This is a genomic window from Pedobacter sp. P26 (assembly GCF_050632135.1).
Lineage (GTDB): Bacteria > Bacteroidota > Bacteroidia > Sphingobacteriales > Sphingobacteriaceae > Pedobacter.
Map to the genome: position 1 here is coordinate 913233 of NZ_CP192574.1, position 21790 is coordinate 935022.

Below are 21790 nucleotides of genomic sequence, written 5' to 3' on the forward strand. Positions count from 1 at the left end.
CTCTTAAATATTCGTATTGTTCTTTTTTAAATAAATAATACCTGCTTCCTGTCCACCTGTATAAAGTTCATAAAACTGTCCTTTGAGTTTATTTTCTGTTACTACAGCTTTTATAAAATCAAAGAATTTCGGATCAATCCAATCGTTCTCAATTTTAAATGTTTCTTTGTATAATTTTGCCCCTAATTTAAATCTGAGCACAACTTCTTTGTTTTTCTCTATGTCAAAATTGTCTGAAACTTCAGTTGGGTTAAAATCCTGATGCGAAATTTTCTGATATTCTTTTATTAATTCATCATAGGGCGCTTCGAGGTTTGCCAATTCCGTATCGAACCGATATATAACTTCAGGAAAGGCCATAAGCACATCGTTCAGATTAATATTCTGCTGTTCAGAAACTGTTTCTTTTGCCTTTTCAATTTGGGCAGCAGTTAAATGAGAAAATAATCCTATTTTCTTATATTCTCCGATTGCATTTGTTATATTCTTACTGGTTAAAGTGTTTTTAAAACTTTCGTAACTGGGCGAAAAATAATCATCATCACTGCGCAATGAGTTTGCCTGTTCTTTAGATAATGCAATTATTCCAAATACTTTCTCCTTCATTGCATCTCCTTGATTGGCTTTTACTTCGTGTAGTCTGTAAGGTGATTGCAGATCTGCCAAAATTTTATTGAAGATGTTATAATATTCTTGCTGATCTATTTTGTCTCCAAAATATTGGTCTTTAGTTTGGCGGTACAAACGAAAAAAAGTTTTCTGTTTATACTTTTTACCATTTGATTTTAATGAAACAATAAAGTCGTAAAATTTACTTTCATCATCAGATATTGTACTGTCTAGTACAACCCGGAACTGAAAGTCTGTAAAAGCCAGTTCTGGAAAAATGCTTGCTGTTTTTTTATGGATTTGTTCAAGATATTTTTCTGGTTCGTTTGCATAGTCGTGTTCGTTAATAATAACAGCCTTGTTGCAATAATTCAAGAAATCGATAGGGTTTTGCAATTGCCTCTTGTCAATATCTGAAATAAGCTGGTCGTATTTAACACTTACAATTTCTTTGCTTTTTAGTTTGTTGGCAAATACTTTTAATTTTTCAGGGCTCATATGTTCTTGAAAAGCAGCTTGCGCGGTAATGCTTAACAAAAATTGGAGGCTCTGTGAAAATTCGTTATTACTGATCTTCGCGCTAAACTGTTGAAATTGAATTTCATTAATGATACTGCACGATTTCAGCTTTGAAAGGTAAACTGTTAAATCTTTGTTGGTTTTTATTTGATCTTCTGGTTTGAGTTTCTCATCACTAAAATTCAGATATGAGCTGAATTCAGAATACTTTTTCCCTTTTAATTTCTTGTATTCGATCTGGAAGAGCGCATATAAATATCCAGAATTAGACTTCATCTCATTGCTTTTCAAAAACGCGTCAAATTCTTTTGTTTGGGTTTTATTGATTAGATTGTTTTCGATGAGTTTTGCGGAAATATCCATGGTTTGTGCACCGGTTAAATTTGCAGCCAAAATGAGTATGGTTAAAACATTGAAAAGGTGTTTCATATACTTTGCTCAAAACTAAATTTATACACCTTTTCTTTTGTTAGATTTTTGATTTGAATAATGCAGATCCTTTTTAATGAGTAAGGGCATATTCAGATCCGATAAATTGAGCATAGAGGTTAATTTAAATATTATTTTTATCGGATTAATTTTTTCAATGAGTTTGATGTAAATCTAGCTAAAAGCAATTTTATTTTTGCAATCTTTCAATATTTTCTCTCCAGGTATATAGCCCGTCAAAAACACCACTGGTTAAAAATGTTTCTAAAAATTTAGGGAATGAATTTGTTAATGTGATTACATTTTCCACCTTATTATAAATGTGGTAATCATTTCTGTCGACAGGATTTATATTGATTGTCCACATATCAGAATAGATTAAATATTCGGCAAAATGGAAATCATTTTGTTCCACTGCATAAGTATCTGGCTGTTCTATATTGTCAATAATTTCGTCCAAAGGAATGACCCTAAACATATCTTCCCCTGATTCGAAACCATTTGAAAAGCTATAGAATTTAACTAAATCATCGGGTAATTTAATGCCAATGCTATTCTCAAAATCCGATATTTCTGTTGAGGAAGCTGGCGCATAAAGCGTAATCCCAAGTTCTTCCTTCTCAGCCTTTATTCTGACTATAATGTCTGTTATTGATGGATGCATGACTTCTTAGATCTAAGGGTGCAAAATTACTGTCTGGGTTCACTTTAATGTGTAAATACAAATTTGAGCTACTCATCTTTCATTTATAATGTCGAACGGTGTCCCAAATGAACCCTTATTTTTAATGAATTCTTTTTCATCTTCCGTCAGTTCGTTTGTGCCAAGTGCAATGTCTTCCCATATTTTTCCGTCTTTTCGTTTAAGTACAAATTCAATTGTCTCAATTTTTGGTCTCTTATTCAGACCTAACATTGTGAGATCTATAAACTGGCCTTTTTTGATGTCTCCTTTCGCTACTGTTCCAAGTAAGAAAAATTGTTTTCCTTTCAATTGATAAGCATTGTTAAGCTTAAACTGAGCAACCGTTATTCGTGCCAGTTATGACCACAATGCCGGCATTGCCTTGCATACGGTGTCCTTGCAAGTTTATTACACTTTGAACAATTATTGAGAAATACCTTTTCCAGATTTTCCATCATTATTCGTCTGGCGATGTTCAACTCAAATTTATCATAGCCGTCTTTTAGATAGTCGAGTATTTCGGGTTCCGTTCTAATCCAACCCCTATCAGTCAAAATTCTTCTCATCTTAGGATCATCAGAAGTTTTATAGGTGTGCATATGATGTTTTAATGCTAACTTTTCATGATCAGTCATTAAGTTGCCAAAGTATGTTATAATATAGTTTGCTTGCTCTTGGTTCATGTTAAGTATTGTTGCAGTTGCCGCCAACGCTTAAATATACATAATTGCTATTGGTAACTGTATTCTTCTTCAATCGCAAAATTTAGCAAATAAATTCATTTGCCCGTTATTGTCGAATTACTTTTAGTGTAAAGGCGAAGCGAATAAAGGTAAAATCGTTATCTCTGATTGAAGGTTGAGACGGGGTTGGTTCGGAGTTGGTTCGGACTTCTGACAGCGTTGTTACAATTGTACCCGAACAAAGCCAGAAGTAGATCTGTAGATATTACTTCCTAATTGTTAACCTCTTTAGCGTCGGAAGTGTTCGTGTACAAGGTAGCGTGATGAAGGGCTTGTGCATATACCGCATCTAACCCGTTAAGATTTTTAGTGAGATTAATGATCAAAAGCACAAGCCTTACTGGCGCAGGTCTTAGCGTGCAGGCGCTTGGGGTGATGACTTGTGTATTTACCTTACACAAGTCGTTAAGCCATTAGTGAGATTCGCGTATCATTTATTAAAAGCATTTTAAACGTTTGGCGATATTGTTGATATTATTTTACACTCGTCACATTTAAAATCATACTGATTGTTTAGTTGTGTTTTTAAATTCCATTTCTTATTGCAACCCGGACAAGGCCTTGTCAGCTGATCTCCTTTATATTTCTTGTAATTATGCAAATAATAAAAAGTTGGGATTGAAGTCAGTTCTTCGATTTTTCTGCAAATTTCGAGTCCTTGTTTGGATAGTTGAGATTTAATTTCTTGCATCTGATTTAAAGCCCAGCGTTCTCCAACTTCACAATTCATTTGCAAACTGTCGCAGGAAATATAATTTGTTTCCCAGTTTAAAATAGGCATATAGCCATGATCGTAATAAATTGGCAATCTATAAAGCGGTACTGATTTGTTACAAGCCCCACAAGTCAATGGAGATTCAATTGTGATATAATTTGTAATCAGAATATAGAAGTCAGCCTTTTTACATTTGCAGGGAGATTTGTAACTGTCATACGACTTGCCAACAGTTTTATATTTCAGTCTGGAATTACAGAGATCTTCAATTTTTTTTGTTTGTCTATTTATATAGAAGTTATTAAATTTTTTGTCAAGAGAATTTTTCTCAAGAGTAAAAGGTAAACAAACTATTTTGTCATTTTTAATATACTGAGATTCTATTCTTCCCTGTGTCTGCCCACTTCCGCGATAAAAAGACATCAGTACACCAAACTCATCAATGAGTTCATCTTTATCCAATTTTGTCTTGATATCAATTGATATTTCTTGAATGTACATGGTATCTTTTATGATTGCAAGTAATAGTCGAATTCAAGTATAATAAAAAAGAATCTGATCAGCTGGCTTTAAAATCATTATTGAAACCTTAGTTTCTCATGGCCGCAATAAAAATATTTTCTAGATTAGTACATAATTGTTATGTTTAGACTGTAGATGTTTTCGATCAAATTCCCCTTTTATCTTATATTTAATTCACCAGACTTCTTAGCTCAGTTGGTAGAGCAACAGACTCTTAATCTGTGGGTCCAGGGTTCGAACCCCTGAGGGGTCACTAGCTTTAATAAACAAAAAACGCCCATACTTTTCGGCATGAGCGCTTTTGTTGGTTTCTTTTCTTTAATGTTTTACATCAGCAGGGGCATTCGTGGTCGAATCTGCTGTAGAATCGGTCTTAGTACTATCAATCACCTTGTTGGTGTCGGTGTATTTGTACATGCTGTCAGCATTTTCCTGATCAGCCTTTTTACCGCTACAGGCTGACAATGCCAGGCCAAAGGCGGCCACTAAGATTATTATTTTCGTTTTCATATCAAATTGTTATAGGTGTACTTATATAATTCTTTTTAAAAGGCAATTGTTTTGGGAATGGTTAAATAAGTCGGGAGTCGGAAAGACCGGGGACCGAGGTTTGGTGCGTTACCGTGATCGTTCAATATGCGGTCGCTGTTTGATTATTGAAATTTGATTATTGGTAACTAACTATCCCACTTTGTCATTGCGAACTGAAGGGAAGGGCTGTTGCGGTGGCGTGAAGCAATCTTTTACTCCAGTCAGGAGTCGGGAAGACCGAAGACGGAAGTTTAGGCGCATTTTTTTTAACCGCAAAGGGCACAGAGAAAAGAAGCGCAGAGAACACGAAGAAGTATAAGGACGAATAAGTTAGTCTGAAAGAGTACGTCATTGCGAACTGAAGGGCAGGGTTGTTGTAGTGGCGTGAAGCAATCTTTTTAGCAAAATATTTGCATCCAAAATTCATTTTTTAGCAGCTTAATTATAAAATTTTTCTATATTTATATCGCGAACACAGTTGGAGCAATTCAACGAATAATTTTCTTAACAATATCCCAGGCATACCGGTGAAAGTCCGGGAACTCTTCGGCTTGCCGACTGTGTTCGCGGTGACCTGGGCTTTAATTTAATTTTTCAAAAATGCGAACACAGAAAAATCAAATTGCTTTAGCTGAACTAGAGTTCAGTTATCAAGCACTCAAAAGGCCGGTAAACGTAAACCTGGCCCAAAATTCAACTCAATTTTTAAAGCAGCTCCGCGGCAAACCATCATCTGGTAAAGCCTGCAATTGGTATGTGCTGTTTGTAAACCAAAACCACGAGGTTTTTTGCTGGTACAAACTAAAGCGGCAGGCAAAACCGATTAACTGCATACAGCAACTCGCTGGTTTAGCTGTTGCTTGCAATGCTTATGGTGTACTGGTGTTAAACTATTGCGATGTTAAAAGCATTAAGGTTAACCCACTCGATGAGCTTTTTGTAAGCACCTGTTTTAGTACCTGCGCAAAGCTAAACATCGAAATTATCGATTATTTAATCTGTAATGCACAAACGCATTATAGTTTCAGGGAAGGGTATAGGGATTAAAAACTACTGGGCTGTTGAAAAGCAGCCCAGTACATATAAGTTAGTTTTATCGTTATTTGCTCTATACCCATTATTTATAGCTCATTTGAAAGATCATTTAAATAGCTTTAGATTCTCAAAAAATTAGTTGTAATTTGGGATACTTAAATTAATGCATAACATGGATTACAACGACTACGAATTCTTTCAAAACTTCAGCTCACGCACAGATCTCACCAAGTATAAGGACAACGCTTTATTATTATACAGTCTCCAGATTAAATTCGGAATAGAAGATATAGATGATTTGGCTACAACTAGTTTGACCGACGGAGGGGGAGATAAAAAAGCTGATCTCGTATATATAAATAGTGAAAAAAGAAGCTATAATAGCTCAGGGATATGTCAGCAAAGAATTTAAAAAAGAGGCTCCTGCAAATAAGGCAAGTGATTTGAACACTGCCATTGTTTGGTTATTAGCTCGAGATATCAAAGACGTTCCCGATAGATTAAGATCTGCAGCAAAAGAGTTAAGACAAAAAATATCGGATGGAGAGATTACGAAAATCTCTCTTTGGTATTCACACAATTCTCCAGAATCAAAAAATGTTCAGCAAGAACTTAAGTCAGCAGAATCTACTTTAAGCTCAACTTTAAAAAACCATTTTAGAGATCATGATATAGAATGTAGTTATTTAGAGATTGGATTAAATACCGTCAATACTTGGTATTCAAGTTTGACGATTCCAATATTAGTTACGGATAAAATAGAGATTAATCATTGTGTTGGATTCGAAACTGCAGGACCCGATTGGAATTCATTTACAACTTCATTTCCCGCAGATAAACTTTGGGATTTATATCAAAAACATAATACTCTTTTATTTTCAGCTAATGTTCGTGATTATCTAGGAAGTCGGAAGGCGGATTCCAATATCAATAATGGCATAAAAGAAACTGCGTCTAATACACCAACACAGTTTTTTGTTTATAATAATGGCATCACTGCTTTAACAAATAAGTTTGAACTTTCTCAAGACAAACTAACCGTAATGGGTATTTCAATAGTGAACGGAGCACAGACGACTGGAGCAATAGGTTCTCTGAAATCAAAGCCATCGGCAGATCTTATGATACCAATAAGATTTATTAAATGTAGTAACCCTGAAACTGTTTCCGATATAGTAAAATATAATAATAGTCAGAATAAGGTTAATGCGCCAGACTTCAGAAGCAATGATGATGTTCAAAAAGAATTACACAAGAGTTCAAAGATTTAGGAAGAATGGAGTATTCTGCCCGGAGGGGTGGTTCTGTTGATGTAATAAAAAGAAATCCTACCCTATTACCATCATTGACGGCCGGACAGGTTTTAGCGGCATTCCATGGGAAGCCTAGTGTGGCCTATAATGAAAAAAGTAAAATTTGGGATAATGACAGCCTATATACTCAATTCTTCAACGAGCGAACCTCTGGAAAACACATTTTTCTATGTTATACTTTAGTAAAGGCAATAGAAGACATTAAATTAGAACTAATTCAAAAAACTGAACTTCTCGATAATGAACAAGATTTGTTGACTTTTTTACGTAGTAGAGGGTCAATCATACTATTTGCAAGTGCAATAGCTAACAGCCTTGAAGTAATTTTAAATAAAAAAATCGCTAATAACTTCAGTATTGTGTTTTGTAAAAATTTGACGCTTGAAAGTGCAAAATATGAATGGAAACAGATTCTTAATATGGCTAGTGCTTTTGTAAGTACACTTAATGAAGGTTTGGAGGATGGAATAAAAAATGAGGAAAGGATAGATAAGTCGATAAAAACTTTCACAACATTAATTAATGCAATAAAAACATCAAATAAAGTGATTTTGAATAAATTTAGTGCTAATATTTGTATTTAATTTTGGATGTTATGCCGATCTAAAAAGGTTTTGTTTAAACAAATGTTAGAGTAAGTCTAAGTAGTAATTTATGCTTGTGACTTGTATGTTTAAGTAACTAAGTATATGATTTAAGGATTGATATATAATTATAATATGAAAATTTTCTGCTCTATTTACTATTTGCTACAAGATAGGGAGTATAACTTTGGATTACTTTATAAAATATGTTTTTAAAATAAATTATTTTGTCAATTGGCGTTACCTACCCAATTAGTGTTGTTTTCAAAAATTACAAATCCTCCTGTCGAATCCTTTACGAACAAGCCAATAACTTTATTTTTTAGATCAAATATTGTGAAACCATCCTGCGAATTTTTTATACCAAATTTAATTTGTTGCTGCGAAGTTATATCATATATAATAATATAATTATTGGAGGGAGCAGTGCTAAATTCAATTGGTTTATTTTGTTTGTCAAAAATATAAAGCCCAGGAATAGATTGATTATATATTGGATTTATAGAATGATTGTAAATTGGGTTTATTGAGTGATTATATATTGGATTTATGGAATGATTGTAAATTGGATTTATTGAGTGATTATATATTGGATTTATTGAGTGATTGTAGATTGGGTTTATCGAATGATTGTAAATTGGGTTTATCGAATGATTGTAGATTGGGTTTATTGAGTGATTGTAAATCGGGTTTATCGAATGATTGTAAATTGGATTTATTGAATAATTGTAGATTGGGTTTCGGTTAGTTGAAATCATAAATTAAATAATTATTAAAATTAATGTTGTTGTAAAGTTAATATTTTAATATATCAAACAGAGAATAAAGCAATTACGGGTTTCCGTAATTGTTCAGCTTTAGTTGGATTGTGTAATGATATAAGGTTGCAAAACTTTCTGTCTCCTCCACATTCCAAATAATCAAATCCTCTCCTTAGTGTTCAGCGCAGCGTCACTACGGAGTAAACACGAAGATTAAGTCGCAACTACTACTCTAAACCCAAAGAACAAATCGGTATCTGGTTTTCTATAACCATTTACTATGCATGCATTATAAATCTGTTATCTTTGCAGCTTTTAACCGTTTATCCGCATTCATTAACTTATTTCATGGGCAAAAACAGCATCGGCTCTACCATTTCGTATTTCTTTTTAGGCGAGTACTTTTCTGATGCCCTGCGCACCACCATTACCGTGGTATTACCCATTATTTTATTCTTTTACCTAGGCAATCCGGAGGCGGCCAAGGGAATAGGGGTTGGGGCATTGCTGATCAGTTTAACCGATCTGCCTGATAACCGACTGAACAAACTGAAAACGGCGCTATCAAGCATTATCGTCTTTTTTGCCACTACCTTGGTGGTTTCATCAGTTTTAGATCATGTTTACCTCACTGCGGTGGTTGTTGTAATTGCCGCTTTCAGCTTTTCGATGTTTGCGGTATACGGGCAGAAACTCTCACTGATCGGCACCATGGCGCTGATTGTATGTACTTTTGTAATGGGCCTTCACCCGGCGCGGCCAATTTATTTTAGTAGTTATATTTTTGTGGGTGGGGTTTGGTATTACGTGATTAGTTTGATCCAGACCTTGTTGAGGCCTTACCGCTCGCTTCACCATGCCATTTTCGAATGCCTGATGAGCAGCGCGGTATTTTTAAATGCCAAAGCGAAGAATTATGATGTGGATGTTTCGCTCGATCTGCAACAGAAGGAAGCGATAAAACTGCACATTAAGGTAAACCAGAAACACGAGCTGATCCGGAACCTGTTGCTTACCGATAAATATGCCATGAATCCCGATAACCCCAAAGGCCGGTTGTTGTTGGAGCGGGCGAGGTTACTGATCGATTTGTATGAGCAGTTGAATGCGGTGCATTACGATTATGTTTTAGTTCGAAAAACTTTGGATACTGGTCCGAGCTTGAAACTGATTGCGACCTTGATTAGATTACTGGCTAAAGAGCTGGAGCAGTTGGGCAGGCACGTACGTTCGGCAAAGGCTTATAAAGGTGAGGTAGCCACCAACATCGAATATCAGCAGCAACGCATCCTGTTATTGCAGGAAATGGAGCGTTTGAACGAAAGCCAGCGTAAAATTGTGCTGAAAGTGCTTTCGAACATGAACGATATTGTGCGCATTATCGAAATGATCAGGGGCAATGAACGTACATCCGAAAAACACTTGCAGGAACTGAGCGGAAAGATTTCTTACCCACTGTTTATTACCGGCGATCGTTTTTCTATTAAAGAACACCTGACGCTAAAATCGCCCATTTTCAGGTTTTCGTTGCGGTTGGCCATCTGTTTCCTGTTTGGTTTTTTACTCATCTGGCAGCTCGAACCCAGCAAATACAGTTACTGGCTTTTTCTTACGCTGGTTATTGTAGCCCGGCCTAAATTTTCAATCACCTGGAAACGGAATTTACAGCGTTTAAAGGGCAGTATGGGGGGCGTTGTCATCGGGCTGGTCATCATCTATTTTGTGAAGAGTCCAGCCATACTGCTGTCATTTTCGGTGATTTTCTTGCTTGGTTTTTATGCCTTTAACCGTTTAAACTATACGATAAGTGTATTGTGTATTACCCCTGCGGTAATTTTAACCCTGGGCAGTTACCAAGGCCATTTCGATCATATTGTACACGACCGGATTATCTTCACCGTACTGGGCTGTGTTATTGCCATTTTTGCTACCTATTTGTTCCCGATTTGGGATAGCCAGCAACTAAGGGCAAAAATTACGGATGCGGCTAAGGCCAGTATCCGTTACCTGGAGGTGGCCATTCAAAATCAGACAGAAAGGGATGAGAATCAATCCCGTATGGCGCGAAAAAATGCCAATTTAAGTTTATCTGGCTTAAGCGAAGCGATTGATTCCGCCAGCCAGGAACCCATGCGGGAGCATATCGATTTTAATGATTTGTATGGTATCCAATCGACCATTTACCAGATCAATGCGATTATCACTTCCATTTATCTTTCTGTTAACCACAAACCCGGGCAGGCTGATCCTTTGCTGGTTGATCAGATCGTAAGCAATTTAATGGACGGAGAGGAGGTACAAAGCAATACCGAATGGCATGCTGATGAGATTTATCTGGTTGATGAGGGTGGCCATTCCACTAACCAGAAACTAACACATATTGCAGCTTTATCGTTCGATTTTATCAGGTTTAGTACTGGTTTTAAGGGATAAATTTATTTGTTGTCAGTCTCAGAGGAGTCGAAGAGCTTGTCAATACCATAGACAGAATCCATTAGCATGGTCGTCATCCGATAGTGCTAATTTTTTTGGAAATGAAAGGGCGGTGAGCCTTGGCGGGCTGTGGTCCTGCTTTCCATTCCAAGTCCTCGCTGCGCTGCGGGCTTTCCATTCCATCCGATGGCTATCGGATCAGGTTTATTCACAACGTTCAGAGCTGGTTTTCGACGATAAATTTAATTTGTTGTCCGTCTGAGCGGAGTCGAAGACCGTGTCTGTCCGTATCGTTCCAAAGGGTTTTACTGATTAATAATAGAAAAGAGTCTGTCACTCGTTTTAATTTAGTGTATAAATTCAATTTTATTCTTGATAGAAACACCGCTATGCTTAACGCTACGGACAGCGCGGGATAAAAAATCCGGACAGCGGTTTATTGTTTTCTTTAACCGGTTGCTCCGACACAGTAATACATCAACAATACCTTAAGGTAACTTTCCTTTTATCTTTTATTTAGCTATTGTTAGCCTGCCGATCTAAAGCGAGTCAAATCTTTGATCTACCTGATCTCCACCAGGGGCATCACTCCACCAAAGCAAGGGTTAAGCAGTGTGCAGGCAGGTGTCAGGCAAACCTGGCCAGAAGGTAGCTAAAACGTGGGGTAAATGTGGCGTAAAGGTGGACTTGGAATATTTTTTGGGATTTTTAATCAGATGGGTTGATTTGGGTTATCATTCCTTTTGATTAACCTAATATAAAAAAATATGGTGAAGCAGGCAAAAAAGAGCTTCGTAATTTTTTTCACAGGCAGCAGCAATGCAATTTGTTCGTGTCTGTGACTCGTTTTAATTGAGTTTATAAACTCAATTTTATTCTTGTATCCATAGAGAGGCTATGTTTAAACTATGGACAGAGCGGTTTAGTGCTGGTTTTAAGGGATAATTTTTTTGTTGTCAGTCTGAGCGGAGTCGAAGACCCTGCCAATCGTTAATTGTTGTAAGTATACCTATCGTAAAAGATCCTTCGACTAGGCTCAGGATGACAATGCGGGGGAAACAACCTGATTTGTCCGTCTGAGCCGAGTCGAAGACCTTACCAATCGTTAATTTTTGAAGTATAACCTATCGTAAAAGATCCTTCGACTACGCTACCATAGACAGAATCCATTAGTACGGTCGTCATTCCCGCGCGGGCTGGAATCTTAAAGCGCTTGCATTACGATTATTCATAAGTGTTTTTTATTCAGGGGCATTCATGAGTACTTCGTCGTTCCTCCTCGCAATGACGATTTTTCCTTTGGAATCTGTTAGGCTTTTAATAACCGGGCGTAATAAATTTGATTGAATTGATTGTAAAAAACAGGATATTGGTATATTGTGGGCCTTAAATCCTTATTCGCATGAAAAGATCATTTTTAAGCTTCCTTTTAATTTCTTTTTTAACTGTAACTGCTTTTGCCCAAAAGAAACCAAACTTTTGGGATGATGTGCAGACCATTAAAAAATACGATCAAATGTATAAACCACCCGTTCATCCGGTGCTGTTCGTAGGCAGTTCATCCATCCGGAAATGGGACGATTGTACACAGATTTTTGCTAAATACAATGCCTTGAACCGCGGTATTGGTGGTGCAGTAATTAATGATATTACCTATTATTTAAATGATGTGGTTTTTCCCTATCAACCAAAACAGATTGTACTTTATGTGGGTGAGAACGACCTGCCTAATGATATGGTAACACCCGATACCGTTTTAAACCGCACCATTAAGTTATACCAGGCCATCAGGGCCAAACTGCCAACGGTTCCTATTGTGTATATTTCGATTAAACCGAGCCCAAGCCGCGATCAATTTAAAGAAAAAGCAGTAGCCTCAAATGCGCTAATTCAAAAGTTTTTAGCAGGCGAAGTCAACACCAAATTCGTTAATGTTTATTCTTTGATGCTTACTAAAGACGGGAAGCTGCGCCCAGAGCTGTTTGTTAGCGATATGCTGCACATGAATGCTAAGGGGTACGCCATCTGGCGCAAGGCTGTAGAACCGCATTTGTTGAAGTAGATTTTAGTCATAAGTCCGATGTCAGAGGTCCGAAGACTAAAGTTGAATAGCAACAGGAAATTTCATTTAGACCGGAGTGCAACGAAGTGGAGAAATCTATGGTAAGGATATTGAGATTAAAATTCATTGCAATAGGCGATCAAAGTGTATTGGAATAGCGTAACGATGCAATCGTTGAGCTATTTCTGCACGCGTTAGAAACGCGCGCAAGCTTGATAACTAAGGCTTACCATATAAGATATATAAGAACACATAAGCTTGCATGACCTTAAATTCCTTATATGGTCAAGAATTTTTTGAGATATTGTTCAGTACAAATAAACCCTGGTCTATTTTCTTACCACCTTAGTCACTTGAGGACACCCGATTGTATCTTTTCTTGCACGGTCTCCAATAAACTAGCCCCGATCCGATAGCTCCTAAAATCCGCATGTCTGTCTTAATCTGAATATTACTAAGTTCTAAAAATGAATATCACCTGATTTTATTCCACGATAATTATATTTACAGGCGGAAGTTCATTTTTGATTGGCATTTCTGAACAGATTTGGGATCTAAATTTTATTTTAGGCATAAAAATGAAATAGAGGTCCCCTCCTGGCTGTATTTCAGGTAACAATATTAGCGCTATTATTTCTTTTAGTGATCCTGGCCCTATGGGTAGCTATGATCTATTGAGTAAATTCTTAATTTCAGCTTTCTGCCTTGCCTAACCCATTTGGCTGGCCGGATAATGAATCTAAAAAGAAACTTTTTTAGTCTGAAACATGGCTTCAGCGTTTTTACCTTTTGTGAAAAATAATCAATGATTTTATTATATATGTTTCTGCAGATCGCTGTAAGATAAAGGAAAACCAGGTTTTTGTTTAATGTAGAGAAAGGCATGTTATTCCATCCAAAATCATTTTTAAGGATATCAAATTGCCGCTCCATCCTCCCTCTCTGATTATAAAAATGGACAAGGTCAACAACATCCATTTCAAAGTTGTTGGTTAGAATTCCCCTGTATTCATAGGCATCCTGGGTAATCAAATCTACCTGGCCATCTTTTTTCAATCTTCGTTTAGCAATCAGTCGATATGTCTGTGGCTGTTGATTTTGTTCCCTGGCCTGGTTTATAAAGGGAATGATGTCCGTGTACCCTACTTCCAGCAGGCCATTTTTGTCCTCCATCACTTTCCAGTTGCAAATTTGAGGAAAATATTTCTCGACATAGCTGTTTCTGCATCCTATGTAAAAGTGTTCTACCTTTTGTTGCAGCAAAGTAACTACCTCATACTGGTAGGATGCCGCATCTGCCCGAAAGTTTTTAATCTTTTTTACCTTCTTTGTTTCAAGCAGATTAAAAATTCTTTCCAGCGTATCCCTTTGAAATGACTTTGCGTCAGAATTTCCGTTTCTATTTTCGATATAAAGTACAAACTGCTCATTGACGGTACAAACACCTGGCTGATAGCCATAATCCCTTTTGTAGGTCATTTTACTGTCCTGTTTTTCATTGAAAATGATCGTGTTATCATAATCAAGGGTAAGTTCCTGGGAATCAAGAACCCCGATTTTTTGAGGACTTCCAGATTAAAGTTCTCAAGGGTCTGGTTGGTACAATATTGATGTGTAACCACACCCCGCTTGGTTACACAGGTTTTTGTTTCTTCGGTAAGCCCGGAGAGTCTTCTCAAAACAGTATCGGGGCTTGCCAGTCTAAGATAAGGATTGTCGAGAAAATGACTTTTTAAGTGGGTATGAAGATCTTCAACACTATCGCCGCCACAGAGAAAAACAGATTTAAGTGAGTAGAAAACATCCTTCCAGGAATACTTGCTTTGGGCAGCAACGCAGGGCAGATGGGCATGGCAAAGTTTATCGATTTCTAATTTGTTTAAGTAGTCAAAAACAAAATTTATGCCTCCGAAAGAGGATATTGGATTTGAATTTCTTATTTTCACAGCAGTAATATTGGTCAACACTAATTTAAGTGAATATTACATTGCTGCAAAACATTATTTATCAAGGTTTTGCAGCATCTTTTTTTAACCTGCGGACATTAGGAGCTATCGGATGAACGGAAAGCCCGGAGCACAGCGAGGACTTGCAGTGAAAGCGGGACTGGAACAAGCCTAAGCACTAAAGGCTTTGCGCTACAAAGAAATAAGATCAAATTTTCACCTTTGGAACCGCTACTAACAGATTTCTATCAATTATACCATGTAAGACACATAAGAACACATAAGCTTACATGACCTTAAATTTCTTATATGGTTAAAAAACTTTTTTTGCAGATGGCTTTGAAAAAATAACCTTTTTTTCTCACCACCTTAGGCACCTTAGCACCTAAATATTTAGGCATTCCTTGGTTTATTGTACTGTCTTTTGTTAACTAACCCCGATTGAACGGCTCAGACTGACGACTGCAGTGCTTAACTTAATGACATTGGACACACGCAAGCCACTGAAATTGTAAGCGCGGCTAACCGGAATTAAAATTATATATTTATTATTGCGTTTTAACCGTTCCCTAACCAAATGAAGAAACTTCTAGCTGCTATATTATTTTTTTGACTGCTTATTGTGCCCAAGCCCAGGTGCTTTTAGGAATCCCTCAGGTGGTAAACTACAATAATGAGCAATATAGTGGGGGTATTCAAAATTGGGATGTAGAGCAGGATAAAAATGGCATCCTATATTTTGGTAACAATGAGGGGCTGCTTACTTTTAACGGCCGCTATTGGAACCTGTTCAGGTTGCCCAACTTTACCTCGGTACGTTCGGTAGGGATCGATTCTAAAAACCGCATTTACGTAGGCGGGCAAGATGAGTTTGGTTATTTCTACCCTAATGCGCAAGGTATTTTAAAATATACCTCGCTGTTAAATCTATTGCCTGAAAATATGCGGAAACTAGCCGATATCTGGGGCGTTTCAGTTGTTCAGGATGAAGTATTTTTTAGGTCGATACATGCTATTCTGCATTATAAAGACGGGGTAATTAAAAGTTATAAAACCAATACGAACTGGCTGTTTATGGGGGCCGTAAAGAATAAGGTTTTTTCGCAGTCATCTGATTCGGGCCTGATGATTTACGACCACGCTATGTGGAAGCCATTTTGCGTGGATAGTGTTTTAAACCGTTCGGGCATTACCGCTGTGCTTCCTTATGGTGGCGATACGCTATTGGTTTCGATGTTAAAAAAAGGATTCTTTTTAGTTATTAACCATCAACTAAAACCTTTGAGGACCAGTTTAGATCAGGTTTTTTTAAACGAAAGGATTTATTTTGCCACCCAAATCAGTCCCGATTTATATGGCGTGGCCACCACTTCGGGTGGGGTGTATATTATGAACAAGCGTGGCGACCTGGTACAAAAATACAATTATAAAGAAGGCCTGCAGAACAATAACGTAAGAGGCATATTGCTTGATAAAGATAAGAATATGTGGCTGGCGCTTGATGACGGAATTGCTTATGTGGCCATAAACAGTGCGGTGAAAAGTATTTCGCCCGACCGCAATAAGCAAATTACCAGTTATACTTTCCGCAAATACGATCAATCTATCTATATCGGTACGTCTAATGGTTTGTACCGGGCAAAAATTAATACAGCTATGCCCGATTTAAGCTATTCGCCTGCCAATTTTGAAGAGGTAAAAAATACTAAAGGGCAGGTATGGGGGCTGGATGAAATTAACAACCAGCTGTTAATGGCTCACGAGGATGGGACCCTCCTGGTGAAGGATAATACGGCTACGCCACTATATAACCTTATTGGCACCTGGACATATCAAACCATGGATAATGTTTATCCCAGCAAAGAGGTAATTGCAGGTACTTACACCGGATTGCAGGAAATAACCTACGCCGGTGGCCACTTTGTTAACGGCGGTAAAATTGCCGGCATTAATGAAACCCTTCGCTTTATTGTAACCGATAACAATAACCCCGATCTAATCTGGGCCTCACACCCCTATCATGGCGTGTATAAAATAGAACTCAAGCCCGATCATAAAAGCATCTTACGCACTACGCTGTTCTCTGATCGGGATGGTTTACCAACTAAGCTGTATAATTATGTATTCCATATTAAAAACAGGGTAGTAATTGCCACTACAAGCGGGGTTTTTGAATATAATGCCGCGAGCAAAAAGTTTACCCGTTTTAAATTGTTCGGCTCGGCACTTAATGGTATCCCTATTCAATATCTTAAAGAGGATAACGATGGTAACATCTGGTTTGTAACCAATAAAAAAGTAGGTGTAATTGATTTCCACAGGCCGAATGGAAAAGATGCCTTCAGCATTTTATACCTGCCCGAGCTAAACGGCAAAGTGGTTGGCGGTTTCGAATCGATATACACGCCGGATAGCAAAAATATATTTATAGGGGCCAATAAAGGCGCCTATCATATCAATTATAAAAAATACATTCAGAATATTACCCGGCCAAAGGTGGTGTTGGGCACCGTTAAGCTAATGGGAAATAAAGATAGTGTGGTTTTTGGAGGATATTTTGTAAATAAGGGCGCTATTACAGCCAGGCAAGACCTATACGAGATTCCTGAATACGTGTACAGCTTAAATTCGATCCATTTCGAATACGCTTCAACGCTTTTTGAGCATGATAAGAACATTAAATTCAGTTATCAGCTTACGGGTTTTGATAGCGAATGGTCTGCATGGGGTACGAAAAGTGAAAAAGATTATACCAATTTACCAGCCGGAAAATATACGTTTAATGTAAAGGCGAGTACCGGCATCAGTAACGAATCTGAGGTGGTAAGTTATACTTTTATAGTGCTGCCAGCCTGGTACAATACTATATGGATGCGGATTTTTTACCTCATCTTAATTGTGATGGCTTTAAGACTGATTATCAGATGGCAGAAAAAGAAACACATCAAGGAGCAGGAGCGCATGAGTTACCTGCATCAGCTGGAACTGGATAGGAACGAGAAGGAAATTGTGCGGCTGCAGAACGAAAAGCTCGAAGCGGATGTAAATTATAAAAACAAAGAGCTTTCTACCATGACCATGCATTTAGTGCAACGAGGTAAGGTATTGGCTAAGATTAAAGAGGTGATATCGGCGGTAATTAAAAACCACGACCTCAATGAAAGTTCCCCAAGTTTCAGGCACCTGATCAGGCTGATTAAAGATGTAGAAAAGAAGGATCAGGAGCTAGACCACATGAGTGTGCACTTTAATCATGTAAACACTGAATTCTTTACCCGGCTTAAAGATCTATATCCAGACCTGAGCCAGAATGATCTGAAATTCTGTGCCTACCTGTCTATGAATCTTTCTTCAAAAGAAATGGCCCAGCTCATGAATGTGACGATTAAGGCGATTGAAGTGGGGCGTTATCGCTTAAGAAAAAACTTCAGCTTAAGCCAGAAACGAATTTATACGAGTTTTTGATCGAAATAGCGCGACAAAAAATGGCCTAACGCCTGTTTTTGTTACAAATGATGTTATTTTCTGATGAAAAAATTAAATTACTGTGATACAGGTATTTACATTTATGCTGTAGGGCTTATGTAGGCCTGTTTTTTTGTTTTTTTGCCTTTTTAAGGGGTGATGTATGGTTGGTGTAGTAGTAGCAAATTCTGCTATTGCGTACACAGGTGTATAGATTTGATTGATGAACAGAAACCAGTAAGACTGTATCATGAACTAACCAAATATCATCACTTAAAACTAATTTCTATGAGAGGAAGATTTACATTCGTATTCTTCATTTACTGTATCATGGCATTGCCGCTGGCCTTATTGGCACAAGACATTCCCGTTACAGGAAAAGTAACAGAACAAAATGGTAGTCCATTACCAGGCGTAACCGTTCGGCTGGAAGGCACAACCAAGGCTGCATCTACTGATGCAAATGGTGTTTTCAACATCCAGGCGCCCCTAGGTGGAAAATTAAACATCAGTTTGATTGGTATGACCACACAGACGATAACTGTTCCTGCTGATGGCCGTATTAATGTATCGCTATCTGCCAATTCGAAAGATTTAACCGAGGTGGTAGTTGTGGGTTACGGTACTCAGAAAAAGCCCTTGTAACCGGATCCATCTCCAGCGTAAAGGCAAAAGATCTGGAATCGATGCCCATTAACAGGGTAGAGCAAGCCTTACAAGGAAGAACATCTGGTTTAACGATTGCAAGTGGTAACGGACAGCCGGGCTCCGCATCAACAGTACGGGTAAGGGGCTTTACCTCTTTTGCCTCTTCAGGTAATAACGATCCGCTTTGGGTTGTTGATGGGGTAATTGTAGATAATGGTGGTATTGGTTATCTAAATCAATCAGACATTGAATCTATTGAGGTTTTAAAGGATGCAGCTTCGCAAGCCATTTATGGCGCCAGAGCAGCAAATGGGGTAATTATTGTTTCTACCAAAAAAGGTAGAGAAGGAAGGTTATCTATTAATTACAATGGATTTTATGGTACACAGGCACCGGCTAAAAAGTTAAAACTGTTAAATGCCACAGAATATGCTACAATCAGGAATGAAGCGTATGCAAACAGTTATAATGCGGCCACCGACGGTACTTTTACACTTCCGTATGCAAATCCATCTGCTTATGGAGAAGGTACTGATTGGCAATCGGTTGTTTTTAATGACGATGCCCGCAGACAGACCCATGAGTTTAGCGTTTCAGGCGGAACGAATAAATCTACCTTTTATACTTCCTTTGGTTATATCGATCAGGATGGTATTGTATCTACACCTATTTCTAGTTTTAACCGTGCAAACATCCGTCTTAATTCTACATTTAAGCCTGCCAAGTGGATAAGCTTTGGCGAGAATTTAGGTTACAGCCATTCAGTTAATAAGTCGTTAGGTAACACCAATAGTGAATTTGGTGGTCCGCTAAGCTCGGCCATTCATTTAGATCCCATAACTCCGGTTATTCAAACAGATCCAAACATCATTAGCAAATCTCCTTATACCATTGCCAATATTATAAGAGATCCGGCAACAGGATTTCCTTATGGTATCTCGGGCCCTGTTGGTCAGGAAATGAGCAATCCTTTAGCATATAATCAAACCAGATTAGGTAACTATGGCTGGGATCACAACATTGTTGGTAATGCGTTCTTAGAAATTGAGCCTATTGAAAATTTAAAATTCAGGTCATCGCTGGGAACTAAACTTGCTTTTTATGGTTCAGAATCTTATACCCCACTATACTGGTTGAGTCCAGCAAATACGAATTCGAAGACTAACTTCTATCGTGAGATGAACATGACCCTAAATTACAACTGGGAGAATACCATTAGCTATTCTAAAAGTTTTGGTAAACACCATGCTTATGCAATCTTTGGTCAGGGTTATTATATGGACAACAATAACCGTGGTTTAAATGTAAGATTTAACAATATTATTGCTCAGGATTTTTATCAGGCCAATTTAAACTATAAGCCGGCAACTGCCGATATTCAGGGTGATGGCAGTGATGCTACCTTGCATGTTGTTAACTCTTTATTTACCCGTGTAACTTATGATTATGATGAAAAATACCTATTTACAGGTATTATCCGTCGTGATGGTTCTTCACGCTTTGGTACCAACAACCGGTTTGGTTACTTCCCTTCAGCTTCAATAGGCTGGGTGCCTACAAAAGAGGCTTTCTGGAAAGAAAATAAAGTCGTTAATTTCTTAAAATTACGTGGTAGCTACGGAATTACAGGAAATGATGCCATTGGCGATTTCAGTTACGTATCGTTAGTCAATAGCGGGCGTAATTATACTTTTGGAACTACTGATGTAAGTACCATTGGATGGAGTCCGGCTGCCTTATCCAATCCTGATTTGAAATGGGAGGAAACCCACCAGACAGATATTGGTTTGGATGCAACCTTGTTTAATGATTTTAGCCTTAGCGCTTCTTATTTCAAAAAGAAAACCATTGGTGTATTGCAAACGCCATCTATTCCACTTTATTTAGGTGCAGCTGGTGGTGCCTGCAGAAAATGTCGGCGATATGCAGAATACTGGTATAGAATTCGAATTAGGCTACAGAAAAAAATCGGGGAGCTTAATCTGGGGATTAATGCCAATATCTCAACCTTGAAAAATAAGGTAACCAAGTTATTGCCAGGAAGAGAGTTTATAGAGGATAATGCACAGAGTTTTCAGGGCATGGGCAACTTTACCCGTACCGGACTTGGGCGTGCATTCAATGAGTTTTATGGATACGAAGTGCTTGGTATTTTCCAGTCGCAGGCAGAAGTTAATGCTTATAAAGGTCCAGGAGGTACCGTGTTGCAACCTTCAGCAAAACCCGGAGATATTAAATTTGCCAACTTAGATGGCAATGAAACCATAAACGGTAGCGATCGTACTTATTTAGGCAGTCCGCTTCCAAAATATACCTACGGTATTACCATTAATCTGGCTTATAAAAACTTTGATTTTGTTGCCTTCGGAAATGGTGTTGGCGGAAACATGATTTTCCAGGGATTAAGACGTTTAGATGTAACTTACGGAAACTGGCAACAATCAATTCTGGACAGGTGGACACCAACCAACACTTCAACTGATATTCCTCGTGTTGCAGACAAGGATCTGAATGGAAACTATACCAAGTTCTCTAAAAATTATTTAGAAAAAGGAGATTACTTCCGTTTAAAAACCCTTCAGGTAGGTTATAATCTTCCAGCTAATGTGATTAAAAAATTGGCGCACAAAAAGTTAGGGTATATCTAATGAGTGAAAACCTGTGGACCATTACAAAATATACAGGTTACGACCCTGAAATCGGTGGAACTGTATTGGGCGTAGATCGTGGAGTTTATCCGCAAGCACGTTCGTTTATGGTAGGTTTAAATGTTGGATTCTAAAAAAAATT

16 protein-coding genes and 1 tRNA gene are annotated in these 21790 nt (G+C 37.8%); 10 read left to right on the plus strand and 7 right to left on the minus strand.

The window, feature by feature from the left end; all coding sequences use genetic code 11:
* Positions 1-3: 3 nt before the first annotated feature.
* The 4 genes from ACQ86H_RS04380 to ACQ86H_RS04395 all read right to left on the minus strand — a co-directional run bounded on the left by ACQ86H_RS04380 (position 4) and on the right by ACQ86H_RS04395 (position 4201).
* Entirely contained in the window at positions 4-1557 is a 1554-nt protein-coding gene (locus tag ACQ86H_RS04380; protein WP_431293971.1) for a hypothetical protein, read from the minus strand.
* Between the two features lie 190 nt (positions 1558-1747).
* Positions 1748-2221 (minus strand): SMI1/KNR4 family protein, encoded by a 474-nt coding sequence (locus ACQ86H_RS04385; RefSeq protein ID WP_431293972.1) that lies wholly within the window; start codon positions 2219-2221, stop codon positions 1748-1750.
* A 72-nt stretch (positions 2222-2293) separates the two neighbouring features.
* Positions 2294-2551 carry a hypothetical protein gene (locus ACQ86H_RS04390; RefSeq protein ID WP_431293973.1) on the minus strand — a complete coding sequence of 86 codons (258 nt, stop codon included), beginning with the start codon at positions 2549-2551 and terminating at the stop codon, positions 2294-2296.
* A gap of 882 nt (positions 2552-3433) precedes the next feature.
* Positions 3434-4201, minus strand: coding sequence for a DUF2310 family Zn-ribbon-containing protein (locus ACQ86H_RS04395; protein ID WP_431293974.1), 768 nt, complete (start codon positions 4199-4201; stop codon positions 3434-3436).
* Between the two features lie 201 nt (positions 4202-4402).
* Here ACQ86H_RS04395 and ACQ86H_RS04400 point away from each other — a divergent pair.
* Positions 4403-4475: transfer RNA gene (locus ACQ86H_RS04400), tRNA-Lys, on the plus strand.
* Positions 4476-4540: 65 nt separating this feature from the next.
* Here ACQ86H_RS04400 and ACQ86H_RS04405 read toward each other — a convergent pair.
* Entirely contained in the window at positions 4541-4732 is a 192-nt protein-coding gene (locus ACQ86H_RS04405; protein WP_431293975.1) for a hypothetical protein, read from the minus strand.
* A 621-nt stretch (positions 4733-5353) separates the two neighbouring features.
* Between ACQ86H_RS04405 and ACQ86H_RS04410 the strand changes: the two genes are divergently transcribed.
* From ACQ86H_RS04410 to ACQ86H_RS04430, 5 genes are all read left to right on the plus strand, one after another.
* Positions 5354-5800, plus strand: a complete 447-nt coding sequence (locus tag ACQ86H_RS04410; protein WP_431293976.1) for a hypothetical protein — start codon at positions 5354-5356, stop codon at positions 5798-5800.
* Positions 5801-6150: 350 nt separating this feature from the next.
* Positions 6151-7059: an AIPR family protein gene (locus ACQ86H_RS04415; RefSeq protein WP_431293977.1), complete on the plus strand. Its 909-nt coding sequence runs from the start codon at positions 6151-6153 to the stop codon at positions 7057-7059.
* A 5-nt stretch (positions 7060-7064) separates the two neighbouring features.
* Complete coding sequence (locus tag ACQ86H_RS04420) at positions 7065-7685, plus strand: hypothetical protein (protein WP_431293978.1); 621 nt, start codon at positions 7065-7067, stop codon at positions 7683-7685.
* 1067 nt (positions 7686-8752) lie between these two features.
* Positions 8753-10879 (plus strand): FUSC family membrane protein, encoded by a 2127-nt coding sequence (locus ACQ86H_RS04425; protein WP_431293979.1) that lies wholly within the window; start codon positions 8753-8755, stop codon positions 10877-10879.
* A 1402-nt stretch (positions 10880-12281) separates the two neighbouring features.
* The gene (locus ACQ86H_RS04430) at positions 12282-12941 is read left to right on the plus strand and encodes a GDSL-type esterase/lipase family protein (protein WP_138818475.1); all 660 of its coding nucleotides are present in this window, start codon (positions 12282-12284) and stop codon (positions 12939-12941) included.
* A gap of 654 nt (positions 12942-13595) precedes the next feature.
* Here the strand turns inward: ACQ86H_RS04430 and ACQ86H_RS04435 are convergent.
* Together ACQ86H_RS04435 and ACQ86H_RS04440 are read right to left on the minus strand one after the other, a co-directional pair.
* Positions 13596-14498: a transposase gene (locus ACQ86H_RS04435; RefSeq protein WP_431295335.1), complete on the minus strand. Its 903-nt coding sequence runs from the start codon at positions 14496-14498 to the stop codon at positions 13596-13598.
* Positions 14417-14887, minus strand: coding sequence for a hypothetical protein (locus ACQ86H_RS04440; RefSeq protein WP_431292575.1), 471 nt, complete (start codon positions 14885-14887; stop codon positions 14417-14419). The genes ACQ86H_RS04435 and ACQ86H_RS04440 overlap by 82 nt, the downstream gene beginning before the upstream one ends.
* 636 nt (positions 14888-15523) lie before the next feature.
* Here ACQ86H_RS04440 and ACQ86H_RS04445 point away from each other — a divergent pair.
* The 4 genes from ACQ86H_RS04445 to ACQ86H_RS04460 all read left to right on the plus strand — a co-directional run bounded on the left by ACQ86H_RS04445 (position 15524) and on the right by ACQ86H_RS04460 (position 21782).
* Complete coding sequence (locus ACQ86H_RS04445; protein ID WP_431293980.1) at positions 15524-18352, plus strand: triple tyrosine motif-containing protein; 2829 nt, start codon at positions 15524-15526, stop codon at positions 18350-18352.
* Positions 18353-18640: 288 nt separating this feature from the next.
* Entirely contained in the window at positions 18641-18997 is a 357-nt protein-coding gene (locus ACQ86H_RS04450) for a carboxypeptidase-like regulatory domain-containing protein (protein WP_431293981.1), read from the plus strand.
* A gap of 32 nt (positions 18998-19029) precedes the next feature.
* Positions 19030-21648, plus strand: coding sequence for a SusC/RagA family TonB-linked outer membrane protein (locus ACQ86H_RS04455; RefSeq protein ID WP_431295336.1), 2619 nt, complete (start codon positions 19030-19032; stop codon positions 21646-21648).
* Positions 21648-21782, plus strand: a complete 135-nt coding sequence (locus ACQ86H_RS04460; protein ID WP_431293982.1) for a hypothetical protein — start codon at positions 21648-21650, stop codon at positions 21780-21782. The genes ACQ86H_RS04455 and ACQ86H_RS04460 overlap by 1 nt, the downstream gene beginning before the upstream one ends.
* Positions 21783-21790: the final 8 nt, after the last annotated feature.